We start from the raw sequence: 19,390 nt of genomic DNA on the forward strand, positions 1-19,390 counted from the left end.
GGTCCCATCATTGCTAAGTCCTCCACTCTCAAAACGAGTGAATCAGCGCCAGACCAACCAATCAACCGACTTTTTCAACACTATCTCCGCACAGTGGACATTCAAGCAAGTTGCAGCAAACGACCGGTATGCGGACAGAGCGCCAATTCGCTGCGTTTGCTCGAATGTCGTCAAATTGGCCAATGTATGGATTGGAACCACATTTTCAGCGAGGCCTCCGAATTCTACCGGTCATTCGCAAGCCGTCGCGAATGTTCAGTCCCATCATAGTGAGGTTGGCAGCCCCGGCGATCAACTCAATTACCTGAACCGTGTAAAAGGTGCTGTCAAATTCACCAGCGGCGGCTTTTCCAGCCAGAAACCAAGCGGCAGGTACGAGGATGAACAAGCCGTTCAGCGCAATGACAGGCATGCGGCTTTTCTTGGCCTTCGTAAGTGCATCCTTGCGTTTCCGGCCCATTGCCATGCCCGACCCGCCAGCGATGGCCATTGCCGGGATGAGGATGAACATGCCTTTCAAGATCAATGCCTTGACGGTTGCGACTGTTTCATGGCTCGCAAAGAGCTCGCTGGTGGCCGTTGATGTCCAGAAGAGCAGGATCATCACAAAGCCGATGCCCCCTGCAATAGCGTGAATCTTTGTTTTCATAGCGGCTCACTCAAATTGGCATTTGGAAAGGATTTCGTCAGGCCGTGCAGCAATTCGGCACCGCAACCTTCTCAAACAGATGGGGGGCGGTCACAGCGCTTGAGGGATAATGGCTGAGCTGCTGCTGAAACTCGGGGTTTGAAAACGCCGCGCGGAAGTTCGCAACAGACGCCCAGATCGCGTAGTTCATATACATGCTGCCGTCACCAACAGCTTTGTGCAGTTGGGTGCTGATGTAACCTGGCTGCTTTTGCATCCATTGGGCATCGCTTTTCCAGGCTTCAACCAAGGCGTCTTGTTCATCGGGATCGACTGTGAAGAGATTGACGAGAACGACGGGTCCAGCGTCGATGCCCAATTGCCGCTCAATGGGAAACTCAGGGTCGAGTGGTTTGAAACTTACCATTTCGGTACTCCTTGAAAGTAGCTTCGTTTTGGTGCCATGTTGTCATATTTGGGAAACATCAAACATAATGACAACACGTTGTCAAATCAAATGAGGAATCGACATGCCGGATGCGCGAAGAACCGAAGAAGGAGAAGCCGTGACAGCGTTGATACTGGATGTGTTTCGGCTAAACGGTCGATTGCAGCTTGCCGGTGATCGCCTCGTGTCAGAACTCGGTCTTACAAGTGCTCGATGGCAGATTCTTGGTGCCATCGCATATTCTGATCGACCGGAATCCGTTGCCTGGCATGCTCGGACGATGGGCGTTCACCGGCAGGGCGTACAAAGGATCATCAATGAATTAAGCAAAGAAGGCATAGTGGAGTTTCAGTCGAACCCACACCACAAGCGGGCGCACTTGGTTGTCATGACTCCAAAGGGGCAGGAGTTGTACGAAGCTGCGATTGCGAAGCAAGTCCCATGGGTGAATGAACTCTCGGAAGGTCTGTCGCCAGATGATATTGCGACAGCGCAAAATGTTGTTGACCGTCTTAAATCACGTCTCGAAGAAGCATCAATGCGACAAGATCAGAGCCCGTCTCAAAGCGGACGTTCATAGAGAGCGCAGCATCGGTCATTTTGGGCTCAATGCAGTCTTTAGCTGTACCAGGCTTAAATGTCCGCTCTGCGGACAAACCCGTCATTCGGTACAACGCACCTATTGACCGTAGCACCACCTCAACCGGACATTCGTCTCAAACGTAAGCTCACTGTTGCACCCTAGGCCATTCGTTCGGGCCCCTGCGCCGCATGGCTCCATTGCCGGGGCGACTGGCCGTACATCCGTTTGAACTCCCGGCTGAACTGAGACGCGCTTTGATAGCCTACGTCCCATGCCGCTTCCGACACGGTCTTTCCTTCGGCAATCTTCATGGCGGCGTTGTTCAGCCGCATAGATTTCACGAACTGTATTGGAGACATTGTCGTGGCTTCTTTGAAACGCCGATGGAAGACCGCCCGGCTCATGCCGACGTGGTCGGCCATATCGTCGATGGTGACCTGTTCATTCAAGTGGTTTGAGACGTAGTCGATGGTGCGCGCGATTTCGTTGCCGACGCCAAAGGCTCGTCTTGCGGAGGCCCCGGCCTCGCCCATGAGCACCGCGTAACACAACTCGCGCATTCGCCCCTGCCCGAGCACCTCCAGATCAACCGGATTGTCGAGCAGATCGAGAAGCCGCAGCAGTGCCTGCGTGAAACCACTATCCCAGGACGCCAATGCCAAAGCCGATGGCGCGCCATCCCGCAATTGTTTGTTGCCACCAGCGGCGGCCTCGATTTCCATGGTGAGCTCGCGCATCATCCGTGGCTCCAGCGTAATCACCACGCCGAGCAGAGGATCGTCCTTGGACGCCAATGGCGTGCCCGCCTCCACCGGTAAAGTCATGGGGCACAGCAGGTATTTGTCGCTGCCATAGACGTGGTGCTCACCCTCCAGAACAGCTTCCTTGCTGCCACTGAGAATAGCCACCACCGTGGGCTCGTAGACAGCAGGCACGCAGGGCATGGCCTCGGTCACCCGGAAAAGCTGGACGCCTTTCAACGCGGTATCGACTAGGCCTGCCTTTGGCAGACGTCGCTCGATAAGGTCTTTGATCTGGTCTTTGTTCATGCACTCTAGCTGGCAGAGGACTTTCATCTTTGCAATGGGGCTGAGACGATTGGGCAAGTAATGGAGAGTATATCGCCTGTTTTCGCGCCCAGTCAGGTTCTATCTGTGCATTCAAGCAACAACACCTTAAACCGCCAGCTTGGGCTGGCAGGAGACAGAAAATGGCAGATACGACATTCGGACCCAAAGGCTGGACACCCGAGCGCCTCGGCGACCAGTCAGGCAAGACCTACATCATCACTGGCGCCAACGCTGGCGCAGGCTTTCAAGCCGCGCGCATTCTTCTGAAGAAGAACGCCAAGGTGGTGATGCTGAACCGCTCGGCCGAGAAATCCGAGGCGGCAATCGCGGACCTGAGACAGGAATTCGACGCGAAAGCCGACGTGAGCTTCGTCCGCACGGAACTATCGGTTTTGGACAGTGTGCGCGAGGCTGCCGAAGAAGTTCTGAAGACGGTGCCTCGGATCGACGCGCTTATCAACAACGCGGCCATCGCGCAGGTGCCGACGCGCAAGCTGACCGTCGACGGGTTCGAAAGCCAGCTTGGCACCAACCATTACGGACATTTTCTGCTCAATGGTCTGCTCTTTGACCGCATCGCAGAAAGCAAAGGCCGGATCGTGGTCGTCGCCAGCCTCGGCTACAACATGGGTCTCAAGACCATCAAGTTCGACGACACGAACTGGGATGAGGGCTACGGAGCGAACACCGCCTATTCGCAGAGCAAGCTGGCGCAGATGATGTTTGCTTACGAGCTGCAGGACCGGCTGGCCGCTGCAGGGCGCAGAGAAGTCGAGGTCTTCGTCTGTCATCCCGGCTCATCAGCCACATCGCTCATAACCACCAGCGGCAGCCGCACGATGCGGTTCATCTGGTGGCTGATGACCAAGACGCCGATGGTACAGACTGCGGAACAGGGCTCATACCCAGAGGTCATGTGCGCGACAGAAGAGGCCCTCACCGAGCAAAGGGCGCTCTACGGCCCGACGGGCCGAATGGAAGCGGTCGGCCCGGTCGGCAAGGGCACACTGAACGCTCACGCCTATGACAAAGCTGTCACGACACGGCTTTGGGAGGAGTCTGAAAAAGCTGTTGGGTTCGAGTGGAAACTCTGACCACTTGATTGAAGTCAGCTTCCAGCGCACCAGTTCAGAGAGCGGACATTGGTTCGCTGTGCAGCATATGGGAGGTTTGGGCTCAATCCCGCCGTTTTCCGCATTCTGCCCGAACGGCGGGTGTAGAGTCTTCGAATGCCCGCTTTGGATGAAAGTCACGGCAACTCTGCGGGCCGAATGGGCAGAAGACTTGTGGGGTGGTTCGCGACAAGCGGTGATGGGTGGTGCGCTCAACCAGAAGGCGGTTCACATAACACCCCCACTGCGATGTTCGTACTGTGTTATCGTGGCGCAGAACATCCGGTGGTCGCAAAGCATGCCATTTGACAGTCCGTCCACTATTGTCGCAATGCGCAATAGAGTGTGATCTCGTGGCACTGCGCCCAATGACGGATTTCAGAAACCAGATCTAAACCCGGCGCAATTCTGAGACGACTCGGGTTTCTTGGAGCGAGAGCATCAATCGGGATGCGGCGTCGAACGTAAATTTTTTGACGTTTTTGCACTTTTGATTTCGCCGGCCTAAAATGTGTTGCCGGTGATACGACTATTACTTTGGAGATATACGAATTTGCAAAGACACCGCAGGCACTGGTGACATTCAACATTGTCTTGAACGCTCAATGACACCCTACTTTCGGTTGCAATAGGATCTGTTTCCATATGGCTGTTTCGTCGTAAAGGGTCCACTCACGACGAAGCTTTGGTCTTCCTGTAACCAATTCACCGTATTCGGCGTGGGTTGCGCCCAGGACGAAAACCTCGGCACCTGTCGGCTCACCAAATGCGCCATATCCTTCGTGTATTCCGTGAAGCGTCCAGCGAACGGCGGCACGAGGTGGCATCGCGGGATCATCACGACCAATTATATGGTGTATCTTGAATTCAGCCGTTGGGAAGCTGGCCCGCAATCCCATCCAAAATTGATCTGCACCATCAAAGCTAACAGCTGCTGCCCCACCTGGATACTCCAACTGCGCGGCACGTTCATATTCTTCGGGGATTGCTTCGAATTCGGCGTGCATCAAACGTTCAAGCAAGTTCGCCAATCGCGCGCCCCAGATATTGCTATTGCCTGTCCCGGAATACGGACCACTGATATCATTCGCTGGAGAGTAGGGCTGGACGCATTTGCTCGGTCCGCCTTCTCGTTCAATCAAATCGCGTGCGTATTCTTTCGGGTTCAGACCCAATTGTCGCACAATTGCGCCTTGATCGCGAATAAGCCATTCGTCGTTGATCTGGTTGTTGATGACGTGGCAATCGGCGATGATCCTGTATTGAAGTTGTTTGTCCGTGGGTGCGCCGTAAACGCCGGGATGCGTATGCGTTGCCGTCGACAAAAGCCTGTGCGATGACAGCATTCCGTCTTCTGGCGTACCACACCAAATCACATCTTCGCCCAGCAACTTCCGGTCTGGAAACTCCGAAAGCGTCGCCATAGTCGCTGCGATCACGTCCTTGTTGCCTACAACAACCGACGCGGGCGAGCGAACGACAATATCTGGGGCGTAATAGTCGTGCAGTTTGGCGATGCGGCGGTCTTCCCACAGTTCTTTCGTGATGCTGATGATATAGTCGGGCAAATCGACAAACTTTGGGTCAAAACCGTTCATGTCTAATGTCCTTGGTATGACGGCATCAAGCGTCTCCAATCGGGAAGGATAGTCGACCCGGAACGCGCACCTTGTTGAATTCACGCAATCGCGCAAAAACGTCCACGCCGAGTTGTTGATAGGCATCCAGAAGGTCAACCATGACCCAGTTTTCCCGAATCTTATTGTTTTCCAGGCGCCAGAAATCCAATGATTTCATGGTGATGCGTTTACCCGTGGGTGCAATACCCATCCACCCATCGTTGGTCACGGTTTGGATCATATTCGGCCACCCGGTCACGGCTGCATAGTTGCCGTCACCGAAGAAATGATAGGTTATTTCATCTACGTATCGGCCGCGATCCGGCATCCCATTCAGAAACGGGATCTGATGCCAATTGCGGAAACCAGCGATGCCTCGGCCTGTGCCAATTCCGGCCGGGCCGTACCAGTTGACGCGTTCGCTCCAGAAACGCGGCATTTCCATCTTTTCGGGGCCGCCCTGACTCGGGTGTTTTTTCATATGCTTCAGCATTGTAACGATGTGGTCGCAGGATGCGTTCGCCTTCACTTCGTCCCACGGTCCGGGTATGATGCCGTCGTTTGTGGCGGGGCCCGGTATGCAAAACTCTAGCCCCAATGACGGCGCCATCGGCCAAGCCTGGGCTTGCATCATCACTTCCGGAATGTCCCAAAGGGTTTGAATTTCGACAACTTTGTCGTTCACAATCCGATAGAACTCGTGAAAACGCATATGTGTCAGGTGCCCTGTTGGCGGAATGTCCAACCACGGCCCTACAAAGGTGCCAACGTAGTGGCCGCCGCATCCGACCCAATCATCCCCCCGCTCGGTCCGGCCTGCCATTACAATCCAATCTCGACGCTCAAGGTCGGGCATTGCTTCGAAAAGTGGCACATAGCAGGCGTCGAAAAAGTCTGTCGGGCCGCAAAAATCACCAAACGGGTGCGGCATGTGTATGACCGCATCTGCCGTAAAGATATCGGCAATGGCCGAGCGAACGTTACTTAGTTCAAAATTGACCATCGCATTTCGAAGAGGCTCCAAGATCGCCTTGTTTCGCGTGTGTATGTCTGAGACGGGACTAGCGTCGTTCATAGTATTAGCCTTTGACTGCTCCAGCGGTCAGACCGCTTACGATTTGGCGCTGGAAGAATAGGATCAGGACAAACAGCGGTGCTGTTGCGGATACCACGGCGGCAACCGCATACATTACCTTGCCTTCGACTTGAGTGGTCCCCATGAAGCTGTTGATTGCGGGGATTATTGTCTCGTTCTCTTCGCTGAGAAGCATCACGGCGACGGTGAAATCATTATACGCCAGCAGAAAGCTGAACAAACCGGTGGTGATTACACCAGGCCACATTACGGGAACAATCACGTGTCTGAAGGCCTGAAAACGTGTACAACCGTCGACCATGGCACTCTCGTCCATGTCTTTAGGGATGTTCTTGAAAAACGAATGCAACATCCAAAGGGTAAAGGGTTGATTTATTGCCACCAACACTATGATTGTGGTCGGTAATATGCCCCAGACATTCCATTCGAAGAACCACAACAGATAACCCGAAACCAATGTTATATGTGGCATGGCACGAAACACGAGTGCGGCCATGAGAATCCAAAATGCATACCGAAAACCCGAGCGCGCCAGCGCATAGCCTCCAAGCGTGCCGAACGTCAGGGAAATGACGACTGTAAAGAACACGACAATGCTGGTGTTCTTAAAGTTGAACCAAAAATCTTCCGTCACCCACGCGCCGTAATAGCCTTGTCCAGTGAATGTGCTGCCGGTTTGTTCGAGTGTGTTGGTCCCTCGCACGGCGTTCATCCAATCCGCTTTGGACAGGAAATCGGCTTGCACCTTGAAACTTCCCCAGAAGGTCCAAAGGAAAGGGAACGCTGCGATAAGCAGCCATAACCCTACCATCGTGAAGGAGAACAGTTTCAGTGGGGTCATGCGTGTTTCTGCTTTTCTCGCCATGATCTTGTCCTCAGTGAGATTTGCGCGTGAAATCGCGCCAAGTGCGAACGAGTACCGGCATCATCAGGATGACAACCAAGAAGATTGTGATCAAAGACGTTGCCCCGGCCGAACCGTAGAGTGGGTTGCCGCTTTCGCGCAGGTCGTTAAAGATAATCCAGCTCAGTGACCGGGCGTGGGCCTCGGCAGAGAAACTCACGATAGGTTCAAACACCCGCAAATTGTCCATGATCAGCATCAGTGTCACGAAGGTCACGAGTGGCATCAGATGTGGCACCACGACGTAGACCAAGCGTTGCCACTTCGAGGCTCCGTCGATCTGCGCGGCCTCCATTGTGTCCGCGGGAACCGTTTGTAGCCCGGCATAAAATGTGATGAAGCTGAAAGGCAAAGTGTGCCAGACACCATATACCATAAGCATGAACCACATGAGACCGGTGGAAGCTTTCAAGCTGAGGTTCGGGTCATTGAAGATGTTTTGAATGGTTGCGCCGATGACACCGTCGCCATCCACCATCCAGAACAGGATCAGCGAGCCGACCAGCGGTGTGACAAGGAAGGGCAAGAGTGAGACAAAGATCGCTGCGCCCTTGAGCTTGCGCGGCAGGGTGTTCACACCCACCGCTACGGCCATACCGAGGATCAGGACCATCGGCGTTACTATGAACGTGTATGCTAGGGTAAAGGTGAGAGCATTATAAAATGGCAGGTCACCCAGCTCTCGCCAGAACTCGCCCATTGTCTCGGTGTTTGCCCAAGCCTCGCCAATTTCGGCAAAGGCCAAGTGCGAGCGGTTTGTATATGTACCCAATCCATTGAACTTGCCTAAAGGTGCTTCATCACGAAGTTTCTGTGTCGCCTCAAGATCGACCGAGGTGGACTCCTTGCATCCAAAAGGTCCACAACTTTCCGAAACAACCAGAACCTGTTCGTGTTGAACGAAAAGCGATTGGATAAAGACAGAAACAATTGGCAGAGCGATGAACAAAATCATTGCTGAAAGAGTTGGCAGGATGAACCAGAAGAATGTGCGATGCTTCATGTCAAATGTCCCCGTCGGTGGGTGTTAGGTTGAGGGGGGCTTACAAGTACCCCCCTCGCGCGCTCGATCAGGGGAGTTACTGAAGGAAGCCCGCTTCTTTCGCCGCTGTCCTGTATGCTGCCTCAACATCGGCAAGCGCCTTCTCGGCGCTTTCGTCACCTTTTAGGAAGTCCGACAGCTCGGAACCCAATGCAGCGTGCAGCAATCCGATCTGAGGAAGCATCGGGTACGGTTGCGCCCCGCCTTGAACAGTTGCCGCAACACCAGCTGCCGCTGGGCCAGGCGTAAATCCTTCGAGCAACCAAACAGCGTCGTCGTTGTTGGCCGCGACCATTTCCGGCGTCAACGCGCTTGCCAGTGCAGCGAATGTCGCTTCTGCTTCAGCGTCAGATACATTCGTGGAGATTGTGAAGCCATCCCACCATAGTGTTGCTCCGGGGATGCCACCCGGTTCAACTGAGGGCGCAGCGGATAGAACTGTATTCGACGTAACTTCCGCGCTTGACCCTTCATCGTCGAGGATTGGCGCTCCACGAGACCCCCACATGATACCAAGTGCGGCCTCGCCAGCTTCCCAAAGTCCCTGCGTTTCGTTCGAGGCTTGCGTAAGATGGTCTGGATGCGCGTATTCCACCATCGCTTTCAGTGTTTCCAAGGCAGCAATACCAGCTTCGCTGTTGACAGTTGGTTCGGCGGTGCCGGGTTTGAAGAACTCACCACCGTGCGCAAGAAAGACCAGATTAAAGGACTCGCCTACATTCCAGCCGGTCTTCAGGTTCATGACGATGGGATATTCCATGATTCCGGCATCCCGGATCGCCTTTGCAGCTTCAATCACCTCGTCATAGGTGCTCGGAGCGCTGTCGATCCCCACTTGCGCCAGAATGTCGGAGCGTGAGAACAGGTGCTGCGCATTAGCCATGAAAGCAATGGCCATGACATTGCCGTCAATGGCGATCTTTAGATTGTCGGGAATATTCTGACCGTGGCTTTCGATTAGATCGTTCAGCGGACGGACCAGTCCATCATTCATCAATTGTGTCAGTGTTGAATTAGCTACAATTACGCTGGTGTATTCGGCAGGATCCGGAGTGAGCGCCGCGTTCATGATCTGTCGGGCTTCGGTCGTATGATTGCGCGAAAACTCTGAGGCTGCTTCGGCGCAATTTCCTTCTGCGGTGCCCGCCACAGCGTGAATGGCGGGAAAATCACTCGCAAGTATACGGATGGACTGATCAGACGGGCCGCAATCTGCCGCGTAAGCAGTCGTCCCCATTAGTCCTGCCATTGCTCCAGCAACGAATAGTTTTTTGATGAGCATGTGTTTTCTCCCTTTGATGTTGGGCGCATCTTGTAACTTTGCACCCGGTTTCTCGGCTGTTTCGGAATGTCCCATGTGTCAGCTTCCGATGCGTGCTCCAGATTTCTGATCAAACAGATGGAAGTGTTCAGGGGCGACGTTGATCGAAACGATTTCACCGATCTCGGCGCGGTAAGATTTGTCTGCTTTTACCGAGACAAGCGCGCCGCCGATGCGAACCGAAACCATGGTCGCGTCACCCAGGAGTTCCATCGTGTAGATTGGAGCGTTGATCTGGCCGCCGATTTCGACGACGTTGGCGTCCTCGGCCCGGAAGCCAAGGGTGACCTTGCCATCTGGTGCACTCAATCCCGGCACGTCGACATGTTGTGCGCGGAAAGTTCCACCTGACATATCGCCATCCATCAGGTTCATTGCAGGGTTGCCGATAAAGCTGGCGACGAAAGCGTTGGCGGGGCTGTCGTAGATCTCAACAGGTGTACCCACTTGCTGCACAACACCCTGTTTCATGATCACAACCCGATCCGCCAAGGTCATAGCCTCAATCTGGTCGTGGGTTACATAGATGGTGGTCACCGCCAGTTCGTGGCTCAGGTTTTTGATCTGCGCCCGCGTCGAAACCCGAAGCTTCGCATCCAGATTCGAAAGAGGTTCGTCCATCAGGAAAACGTTTGGTTCACGTACAATTGCCCGAGCCAACGCCACACGCTGCCGCTGTCCACCCGATAGTTCAGCAGGCTTCCGATGCAGGAAGTCATCCAACTCAACCATCGCGCTGGCTCGCCGCACCTTTTCGTCATGGATATTTGGATCGACGCCGCGCACTTTCAGCGGAAAGCGAATGTTCTCATAAACGTTCATGTTCGGGTAAAGCGCGTAACTCTGGAACACCATTGCCACATCGCGATCCTTTGGTTCCATTTCATTAACCCGCAGGCCGTCGATCAAAATGTCGCCTTCGCTGGCGTCTTCGAGCCCTGCAATCATCCGCATGGTTGTGGTTTTACCGCAGCCCGAAGGGCCCAGAAGGACTAAGAACTCCTTGTCCGCAATCGTAAGGTCGAAATTGTCCACCCCAATGAAGCTGCCCCAACGCTTGCCAATGTTGCGAAGTTGGATTTCCGCCATCTATCCCTCCCGGAATCGCCTTGCATACGATTCAGATAAGGCTAGACGGTCAGCCACTTTCAGAATAATGAATTCATTCTATGAGTGATATAAATCAAATTGATCTCAGACTTGTCGACACCACCATACTCCTGGTGTTTCTCGGGGCCATGCGCCACAGGCAGGCCACAGCCGTCGCGCGCGAGATGGGGCTGACCCAACCTGCCGTCAGCCATGCCTTAAAGCGTCTTCGAAAACTCTATGATGACCCGCTGTTTCTAAGGCGCGCGCATGGGCTAGAACCAACTGCTTTGGCGCACGAATTGGAACCGAAAGTTCGCAGAATTGTTCGACTCATTTCACAAACATTAGAAGGTGCCGATGAATTCGAACCGAGTTCTACTTCCACCGACTTGAAGATAGGTGCATTTGACTACGAGCTTACCGGGGTAATTCCGCCGCTGGTTGCGAAGCTGCGCAAGGTGAGTCCGGGCATCAATATCCACGCATTTTCATTATTCAACGACGAAGCTCTTGAGGCCCTGACGCAGGGGCGCATTGATCTCGCGATAGGATATTTCGACTTTCCGGCAAAAAGTGAAAATCACTTTGTTTCAGAAGAGCTCTTTTCAGAAGATTACGTGCTGGTAGGTCGCAAGGGTCATCCTCTTTTGGAGGAAGATTTGACATTTGAACGAATAGCCAGGGCGAACCACCTGCTCATTTCACCGCATGGTCCTACTAGAAACTTGGTCGACCAAGCTCTGCAACTTCAAGGGTTTAGAAGAAACATTCAGACGATTGTGCCTTCGCTTTTTTCCGCTCTTTCGATTGTGGAAAGCTCCGACCTTGTGATGACATTGCCTAAGCGGGCCGCAAATAACAACATTCGGAGGTTCGATATATCCCACCGACCCCTACCGATCGCAGGGGGAATATTCAAACTCCATGCAGTTCGTCATATTCGAGACGCCAATAGTCCTCTACACATCTGGCTAATCAATCAACTGATAGAAGTTGTTTCCGCCTAGGCCGTGTTCATAAAAGGGGCTCACATCTACTTTCCGACATGAAACAAGCTGGTATCTGTGATGGAGGTCAACTTGACGCAAGACATAATAGTGTTCGAAGAATGATCTTTCTCAACATGGCCTGGCGCGTTGGTCGATGAAGACTCAGGCGTATCGCAAATCTGCGGCACTAATAGATATGTCGCTGTGCCTAGCTAGTGCCGCAAATTTATCTCGCCTGACCGAAATTAGCTTCTGATACGACCAAAGCGCGAACATCGTTGGATCGATATCACTGTCTCGGTCTCCGGCCATTTCTGAATGCTCGCTCCAATATTCAGAAAGCAGGTCTGGAGGATAGTAAATTGGTTTTGGGTTCTCAACGTACCTGACTATCAGGTTCTGGACGAGTTCGTCGCTCTCCCTAAGCGAAACGATGAGGAATCTGTCTTTCAAAGCAGAAAATGTGGGATCACCAGCCGCAAACAACTCGCAGAACGACCCGCTTGAATCAGCCAGAACTGGCTGATCGGATTCCAGGCTAAGAAGGCCTTCGACTGCGGTGAGTTCAGCCTGCCTATGAAAGTTCTGCCGTTTCACATATTCGTTGAATTCAATCCCGCCTCTGTCTGGGTCTCCAGGCATCCCCAAATAGGAAGTTAATGGCGCAAGCGTGTCCTTGCACAATTCGTCTTCCAAGTTGAGAATGCCCAGTTCCTGCAGTCTGGACAGCATAGCTCCCTTGCTGACCTCGGCATCGAATGCGTCAAGGATCTGCTTGCGCAAATACTGCCCCTGGATTTGGGCGTCTATCGACACATAGCGCCACGCCCCGGATTGGTTCAAAAAGCTCGAAAGGAGCGTCTTTCCAATTCCCGACATCCCGATCAGGAGGATGTCACGCGGTTCACTCAGAAGAGATTGAACTTCTGGGGTTACACACGTCAGCTTCATGGTGTTGCGAATATTCCATCAATCACACTTTGCACCGCTTCAACCGTCGGATCGACAGTTGCGAACTCTTCTTCGCGGGCAAACAAGTCTTCCAGCCGCGCCGGAGTTTCTGGGAGTGTTCCAAGCGCTTCTTCAACTGCCGTCGGGAATTTTGCCGGATGAGCTGTTTCAGCGACAACAATGGGTCCGTTAAGCGTTGCCCTCAGCTGATGCGCCGCGAAGTAGCCGGTTGCCGAATGTGGGCAAATGATCTTGCCGAACTGCTTATGGATCTGGCGCATGGTGTTTAAGGCATCATCTTTGCCGCACTTCATCGCATCGAAGTCTTTGGTCAGTCTTGAATGCTCGGATTGCGAAAGTTCGTAAATAGACTGCTCAGCGAGCTGCTTTTGCATGTCGCGCGTTGCGTTCCCGTCGCGTCCTTTCAGGATCCACAGCATACGCTCAAAGTTGCTGGAAACCTGAATATCCATGCTCGGTGAGATCGTCGGTATTGTCTCTGCCTTCGACATCATACCAGTCTCGAAAAGCCGGGGGAGGACATCATTTTCGTTCGATGTGACGATCAACTTCCCAATGGGAGCGCCCATTTGCTTCGCGATATAGCCCGCAAAGACATTCCCAAAATTCCCGCTGGGGACAGCAAAGTTCACGGGTTGGCCGCAATCGTTGTGGATTTTGACCGAAGCGTAAATGTAGTAGGACGCCTGAAGGAGGATCCGGGCCAGGTTGATCGAATTCACAGCCGTATAGCTATATTCTTTGGCAGCTTCGCTTTGATACAGGTTTTTGACTAGGCATTGGCAGTCATCAAAGTCGCCTCGAACGGAAATTGCCTGAACGTTTGCGGCTCCCAGGCAGGTCATCTGCTTGCGTTGAACATCAGAGACGCGGCCCTCCGGAAACAGAATTACTGCATTGGCTCGCGAACGTCCCGCAAAGGCATTTGCGGTGGCTGCGCCAGTATCTCCCGACGTTGCGCAGAGTACGGTCGCGCGCTTGTCAGTGATTGTGAGTTCCCGATCGATCGCTTCCGCCAAAGGGGCGAGGGCGTAATCCTTGAAAGCGAGCGTGGGGCCATGGAAAAGCTCCATGCTCCACATCTGGTCATCCAGGCGAGACAGAGGTGGGCCATCATTGCGTTCGAAACCGGCCAGCGCTTTTCTTATGCCTGTGGTGAAGTCGCACTGTTGCCACTCTGCTCCGCCAAACAGTGCCAGAACATCCGATGCAATCTGGTCGTAGGCCCGCCCGCTCAGCGTGGCCAATTCGCTGGATGTAAGTTCGGGCCAGGCCTCAGGCACGTAAAGACCGCCATCTTCGGCAGTTCCACGGCTTAGCAACTCTCGGAGAGATCGAGCGGGTGCGTTCCCGCGAGTACTTGAGTAGAGCATGGCATTTTCCAAGATTTCTAATATTGTGGATTTAGCAAGACCTCTATCGTTCGTAAACAAAAATCTAATATAGTGGAATTACGGAATGAACACACCTTTACCTACACCTGAAATCGGGAAAATTATGAAGGAAGCCAGGAAATCGCTGGGCCTGACCCTTGAGCGACTCTCTGAGCGTACAGGGGTGTCCCGATCGATGCTATCCGCCATTGAGAGGGGTGCCACCAACCCGACCTTTTCCATAGTCTGGGCCCTTTCTCAGGCACTTGGCGTTGACCTTAGCTTGCTTGAGGGCACGCCTGGTGGCGAGGATCCAATCGAGCATCTTCATCACTATTCCACGCCGATGCAGCGAAGTGCGGACGGTAAATGCGAGATTTATATGCTGAGCCCGCGACGCACTGTTCTTCCCGTAGAGTGGCACAGGCTTCTCATGAAGGTCGGAGCAGAGCTTGATTCAAAGCCCCATGCGCCTGGAACCTTCGAGCACCTGACCTGCCTGTCCGGCTCACTGTCGGTATCGGTCGCTGGACGAACTGTTCGGGCTGAGGCGGGCGATACATTGCGATACCGCAGTGACTGCAATCATCGCATTAACAACGAGGCGGATGGAGAAACGGAGGCCATCCTTCTTGTGGCTCAGCCGACTCAATATCAGGAACCTACAGCGTCAGTCTGAGAGGGCCTATAAAACCTATTGACTGAAATATGGTATTTATCCAATATACCGCATCTCGTGCGGCATATTGGAAAATTAAAAATGAAACAGCGACTGGTACCTCCAAGTAATAGCGGACTTTTCCGTTCGCGGGCCCACGCAGGATTGAGCGACGAATCGCGGTCAGGTTTCTTTGCCTGCCGCCGTAAGCAGCAAATGACTTGAGGCGTAACGCCCAATCCACTCGTTCTCAGGCTTAACTCCGGCAATGAAGGTACTATCGGATGACAACTGAACAACTGGCCCAGAAAGCGCGCGGGCGCCGTGGGCGTCGCCGTGATGGCGGGGTACCAGCCCCGGCAATCGTGCAGCGCCCGTTCGCGCAGCTTAAGCGTTCCTATCCTGCCGTTGAGCTGATTTCGGATGATCAGGTTGAACACATTCACCAGGCATCCCTGAAACTGCTTTCAGAAACCGGCCTGGATGTCTTGCATGACGACGCGCGTGCAGCGATGAAAAAAGCGGGGGCTGATGTCCGCGACGGTGAAGAACGTGTGCGCTTCGATCCTGATCTGATCAACGAAGCCATTGCAAGCGTGCCGTCTGAATTCACGCTCCACGCGCGAAACGCCCAGCACAACGTGACCATGGGCGGAAACAACATTGTATTCAACATGATGGCAAGCGCGCCGAATTGTTCGGATACGGATCGGGGCCGGCGCGCAGGCAATCAGGAAGATTTTCGCAACTTCCTCCGATTGGCCCAGATGCACAACGTTCTAAACGTGACGGGTGGGTATCCGGTGGAGCCTGTCGATATTCACGCATCTATCCGCCATCTTGACTGTATTCAGGATTACATCGCGCTTACCGATAAGGCCTATTGCATCTACTCACTTGGTGAGGAGCGTGTCTCCGATGCAATCGAGATGACGCGGATTGCCCATGGTCTGACGCACGACCAGATGCGTGATCAGGCCTGTATGTTCTCGATCATCAACACGAACTCTCCTCTCCAGCTCGATATTCCGATGATGCAGGGCGTGATGGCGTTGTCCGAGATGGGCCAGCCTGTTGTGATCACACCCTTCACGCTGGCAGGGGCGATGGCGCCCGTTACGATTGCGGGTGCCGTCACGCTGCAAAACGCCGAAGCTCTGGCGGGTGTGGCCTTTACCCAAATTGTGCGGCCAGGTGCGCCGGTGATGTATGGCGGCTTCACGTCCAACGTGGATATGAAGACCGGCTCGCCAGCATTTGGCACACCGGAATACATGAAGGCGCAGCATATCGGTGGACAGCTGGCGCGGCGCTACGGCATTCCGTATCGCTCTTCGAATGTGTGCGCGGCCAATACGGTTGACTCGCAAGCGGCGTATGAGGCGGTCTTCTCGCTTTGGGGTGCGATCAATGGCGGCGCCAACATGCTCATGCACGGGGCAGGGTGGCTCGAAGGAGGGCTGTGCTGCTCGTATGAGAAGGTGATGCTTGACATCGACTTGCTGCAGATGGTCACGGAATTTCTTCAGCCGGTTTCGACTAGCCCGGAAGACCTTGCGCTGGAAGCCATCAATGAGGTTGGGCCAGCGGGTCACTTCTTTGGCACTGAACACACCCAGGCGCGTTATCGCGACGCCTTCTATTCGCCAATCCTGAGTGACTGGCGCAACTTTGAGACCTGGCAGGAGGCCGGATCGCCGATTGCGATTGAGCGTGCCAACGCAGAGTGGAAAAACCGCCTTGCCACCTATGAGGCCCCGGCCTTGGACCCGGCGATCAGGGACGAGCTTGACGCCTTTGTCGTCAAGCGCAAGGCCGAGGGCGGTGCTGCCACGGATTTCTGACACTTGCAGGTTCGCCAGGACGATCGCGACGACCGGGATCGTTCTGCTCACCAGCTATCCACTGCAAAGAAGTGAACCCCTTTTCACCGAGATAGATGCTTTGGGTCAAAACGAGGAGCGCGCACCCAAATGCAGTCAGAGTGAAAGCTGAATTCCTGAGGAAAAACGAAATATGCCTACTATTCAGACCGACGAGTCCACAGGCAGAAAGAAACTGCCGTCGCACGCCAAAGTCGTTGTTATTGGCGGCGGCGTTGTTGGTTGCTCGATCCTGTTCCACCTGGCCAAGTTCGGTTGGAAGGATGCGGTCCTGCTTGAACGTGACGAGCTGACATCCGGCTCATCCTGGCACGCGGCCGGCGGTATCCACACCATCAGCTCGGATCCGAATATCTCGCGCCTGCAATCATACACGATCAATCTTTACAAAGAGATCGAAGAACTGTCCGGGCAATCCGTTGGTCTGCATCAAACTGGTGGCTTTTATGCCGCCTCGACCAAGGAATGGTATGATTACCTGAAGGGCGAGCGTTCGAAAGGGCGTTACATGGGGCTGGATCAGGAATTCATCTCGCCCAAGGAACTGGCCGAGCGTCATCCGCTGATCGATCCGGACCACTATCACGCAGTTCTGTGGGACGCACAGGACGGCCATCTGGACCCGTCCGGCACGACCTACGCTTTTGCCAAGGCGGCCAAGGCGCATGGCGCCCAGTATTTCACCCACTGTGGCGCCACCGATATGACACAGCGCCCCGATGGCAGCTGGGACATTGTCACCCCCAAAGGCACGATCAATGCAGAGCATGTCGTGAACTGCGGCGGTCTGTGGGCGCGTGAGGTGGGTCACATGGCGGGCCTTCATCTGCCGGTTCAGCCGATGGAGCACCACTACCTGATCACCGAGCGCATGGACGAGGTCGTGAACTTCGGTCAGCAGCTACCGCATGGCATCGACTTTGAGGCCAACGTGTACTGCCGCCAGGAAGGGCAGGGCATGTTGCTGGGTACCTATGAGGCCCAGGCAACCCCTTGGAAAGTCGGCGGAACGCCCTGGGATTTCGGTCATGAACTGCTGCCGCCGGATCTGGATCGCGTGGCGGATCGTCTGGAAACCGCGTTCGAGCGTCTTCCGGCAATGGCCAATGCCGGGATCAAGGATGTGATCAACGGTCCGTTCACATTTGGCCCTGATGGCAACCCGCTGATCGGCCCTGTTCCAGGTATGAAGAACTACTGGGTCGCTGTTGGTGTCATGGCGGGCTTCTGCCAGGGCGGCGGCGTGGGCCTGACCCTTGCGGAATGGATGATCGACGGCGAGCCATCCATCGACGTCTGGGCGATGGACGTGGCGCGTTTTGGTGAGTTCGCGACACCTGACTGGGGCACAATCAAGTCGTCAGAAAACTACGAACGCCGGTTCGTGATGACCTTCCCGAATGAAACCCTGCCCAAGGGCCGCAAGCAGAAGACAACCGCGCTTTATGATCGCATGATCGCCAAAGGTGCGGTGATGGATCAGGGTTTCGGCCTCGAAAACGTACTCTGGTTTGCCGATGGCCCGGAAGATGCGCACGAGGTTCCCTCGTTCGAGCGCAACCGGTCTCACGATTATGTCGGACGGGAGATCAAGGCCGTGCGCGAGGCCGTAGGTGGCATTGAGATTGCCAACTTTGCCAAGCATGAGTTCAAGGGCGAGGGTGTTCGCGAATACCTGAACCATATCCTTGCCGGGTTTGTTCCCAAGCCCGGACGCCTGGCTCTGACGCCGATGCTGACACCCAAGGGCAAGCTTTACGGCGACCTGACGGTGGCTTGCCTGGCCGAGGATCACTTTATGCTGTTCGGCTCGGGCGCGATGCAAGAGGCACACCGCCGCTGGTTCGAAAAAGACCTGCCTGCGGGCATTTCTTATGCCAACGTTTCAGACGACTGGCACGGCATTGCATTGTCTGGCCCGAAATCGCGAGACCTGCTGGCCCGGATCACGCGGGACGATGTTTCAGCCGAAGCCTTCAAGTTCCGCGACCTGCGCCAGACCTTTGTCGGCGGCGTGCCGGTGATCATTAACCGGATCAGCTTCTCTGGCGAATTGGGCTACGAAATCTATTGCAAACCGCAATACCTGATGCGCCTGGCAGACGCCATCGAAGAGGCCGGCGCCGATCTGGGCTATCGCTGGTACGGCGCGCGTGCGTTGCTGTCGATGCGACTCGAGAAGGGCTGGGGTGTCTGGACGATGGAATACCGTCCTGACTTCGACGCTGTCGAATCCGGCATGGATGTCCTCATCAACTGGAAGAAGGACTTCGTCGGCAAAGAAGCAACGCTGAAAGCCCGCGATGAAGGCGTCTCGCAGAAGTTGGTGACAATGACCATCGACGTCGAGGGGATCGACGTGGCCCATGACGAGGCGATCCTGAAAGATGGTGAACCGGTCGGCTACGTCAGCTCGGGCGGCTATGCGCACCATGTCGGCAAGTCGATGGCGATGGGTTACGTCGCAGCCGAGTTCGCACCGCCGGGAACGACGCTTCAGGTGGAAATTCTGGGCAACTTCTACGACGCGCTGGTTCTGGCAGGACCAATCTACGACGCCAACGGCGCAAACATGCGTTCTTGATCAGGAGAAAAACCAT

General features: G+C 54.5%; 17 protein-coding genes. 6 read left to right on the forward strand and 11 right to left on the reverse strand.

The genetic code is table 11. The features are described from left to right. Nucleotides 1-205 precede the first annotated feature (205 nt). On the reverse strand, nucleotides 206-649 hold the full coding sequence (locus ACR0AH_RS00005; protein WP_010442727.1) for a hypothetical protein: 444 nt from the start codon (nucleotides 647-649) through the stop codon (nucleotides 206-208). 37 nt (nucleotides 650-686) lie between these two features. After that, nucleotides 687-1,055 carry an antibiotic biosynthesis monooxygenase family protein gene (locus ACR0AH_RS00010; protein ID WP_480589718.1) on the reverse strand — a complete coding sequence of 123 codons (369 nt, stop codon included), beginning with the start codon at nucleotides 1,053-1,055 and terminating at the stop codon, nucleotides 687-689. A 103-nt stretch (nucleotides 1,056-1,158) separates the two neighbouring features. Between ACR0AH_RS00010 and ACR0AH_RS00015 the strand changes: the two genes are divergently transcribed. After that, a complete protein-coding gene (locus ACR0AH_RS00015; RefSeq protein ID WP_010442725.1) occupies nucleotides 1,159-1,656 on the forward strand; it encodes a MarR family winged helix-turn-helix transcriptional regulator in 498 nt (165 codons plus the stop codon). Nucleotides 1,657-1,817: 161 nt separating this feature from the next. Here ACR0AH_RS00015 and ACR0AH_RS00020 read toward each other — a convergent pair whose 3' ends face one another. After that, the gene (locus ACR0AH_RS00020) at nucleotides 1,818-2,708 is read right to left on the reverse strand and encodes an AraC family transcriptional regulator (protein ID WP_010442724.1); all 891 of its coding nucleotides are present in this window, start codon (nucleotides 2,706-2,708) and stop codon (nucleotides 1,818-1,820) included. A gap of 161 nt (nucleotides 2,709-2,869) precedes the next feature. Here ACR0AH_RS00020 and ACR0AH_RS00025 point away from each other — a divergent pair, with 161 nt between their 5' ends. Continuing rightward, on the forward strand, nucleotides 2,870-3,823 hold the full coding sequence (locus tag ACR0AH_RS00025) for an SDR family oxidoreductase (RefSeq protein ID WP_480589720.1): 954 nt from the start codon (nucleotides 2,870-2,872) through the stop codon (nucleotides 3,821-3,823). 620 nt (nucleotides 3,824-4,443) lie between these two features. Here the strand turns inward: ACR0AH_RS00025 and ACR0AH_RS00030 are convergent. The 6 genes from ACR0AH_RS00030 to ACR0AH_RS00055 form a co-directional block, all read right to left on the reverse strand. After that, a complete protein-coding gene (locus tag ACR0AH_RS00030) occupies nucleotides 4,444-5,439 on the reverse strand; it encodes a nuclear transport factor 2 family protein (protein WP_480589722.1) in 996 nt (331 codons plus the stop codon). Nucleotides 5,440-5,464: 25 nt separating this feature from the next. Continuing rightward, nucleotides 5,465-6,463 carry an ester cyclase gene (locus ACR0AH_RS00035; RefSeq protein WP_010442721.1) on the reverse strand — a complete coding sequence of 333 codons (999 nt, stop codon included), beginning with the start codon at nucleotides 6,461-6,463 and terminating at the stop codon, nucleotides 5,465-5,467. Between the two features lie 76 nt (nucleotides 6,464-6,539). Beyond that, nucleotides 6,540-7,421, reverse strand: coding sequence for a carbohydrate ABC transporter permease (locus ACR0AH_RS00040; RefSeq protein WP_010442720.1), 882 nt, complete (start codon nucleotides 7,419-7,421; stop codon nucleotides 6,540-6,542). A gap of 10 nt (nucleotides 7,422-7,431) precedes the next feature. Next, the gene (locus ACR0AH_RS00045; RefSeq protein ID WP_010442719.1) at nucleotides 7,432-8,463 is read right to left on the reverse strand and encodes a carbohydrate ABC transporter permease; all 1,032 of its coding nucleotides are present in this window, start codon (nucleotides 8,461-8,463) and stop codon (nucleotides 7,432-7,434) included. A gap of 76 nt (nucleotides 8,464-8,539) precedes the next feature. After that, nucleotides 8,540-9,784: an ABC transporter substrate-binding protein gene (locus ACR0AH_RS00050; RefSeq protein WP_029622133.1), complete on the reverse strand. Its 1,245-nt coding sequence runs from the start codon at nucleotides 9,782-9,784 to the stop codon at nucleotides 8,540-8,542. Nucleotides 9,785-9,862: 78 nt separating this feature from the next. Then, entirely contained in the window at nucleotides 9,863-10,912 is a 1,050-nt protein-coding gene (locus tag ACR0AH_RS00055; RefSeq protein ID WP_170567760.1) for an ABC transporter ATP-binding protein, read from the reverse strand. Nucleotides 10,913-10,992: 80 nt separating this feature from the next. On the opposite strand from ACR0AH_RS00055, the gene ACR0AH_RS00060 reads away from it, so the two are divergent. Continuing rightward, the gene (locus tag ACR0AH_RS00060) at nucleotides 10,993-11,922 is read left to right on the forward strand and encodes a LysR family transcriptional regulator (RefSeq protein ID WP_480589724.1); all 930 of its coding nucleotides are present in this window, start codon (nucleotides 10,993-10,995) and stop codon (nucleotides 11,920-11,922) included. Between the two features lie 144 nt (nucleotides 11,923-12,066). On the opposite strand, the gene ACR0AH_RS00065 is transcribed toward ACR0AH_RS00060, so the two are convergent. Further along, complete coding sequence (locus ACR0AH_RS00065; RefSeq protein WP_480589726.1) at nucleotides 12,067-12,855, reverse strand: hypothetical protein; 789 nt, start codon at nucleotides 12,853-12,855, stop codon at nucleotides 12,067-12,069. Beyond that, nucleotides 12,852-14,249, reverse strand: a complete 1,398-nt coding sequence (gene thrC / locus ACR0AH_RS00070) for a threonine synthase (RefSeq protein ID WP_480589728.1) — start codon at nucleotides 14,247-14,249, stop codon at nucleotides 12,852-12,854. The genes ACR0AH_RS00065 and thrC overlap by 4 nt, the downstream gene beginning before the upstream one ends. 124 nt (nucleotides 14,250-14,373) lie before the next feature. On the opposite strand from thrC, the gene ACR0AH_RS00075 reads away from it, so the two are divergent. The 3 genes from ACR0AH_RS00075 (at nucleotide 14,374) to ACR0AH_RS00085 (ending at nucleotide 19,374) form a co-directional block, all read left to right on the forward strand. Further along, entirely contained in the window at nucleotides 14,374-14,928 is a 555-nt protein-coding gene (locus ACR0AH_RS00075) for a helix-turn-helix domain-containing protein (RefSeq protein ID WP_480589730.1), read from the forward strand. A gap of 263 nt (nucleotides 14,929-15,191) precedes the next feature. Beyond that, on the forward strand, nucleotides 15,192-16,751 hold the full coding sequence (locus ACR0AH_RS00080) for a trimethylamine methyltransferase family protein (protein WP_010442712.1): 1,560 nt from the start codon (nucleotides 15,192-15,194) through the stop codon (nucleotides 16,749-16,751). Between the two features lie 172 nt (nucleotides 16,752-16,923). Further along, the gene (locus tag ACR0AH_RS00085) at nucleotides 16,924-19,374 is read left to right on the forward strand and encodes a GcvT family protein (protein WP_480589732.1); all 2,451 of its coding nucleotides are present in this window, start codon (nucleotides 16,924-16,926) and stop codon (nucleotides 19,372-19,374) included. Nucleotides 19,375-19,390 lie beyond the last annotated feature (16 nt).

This window comes from Ruegeria sp. AM5 (assembly GCF_056540645.1).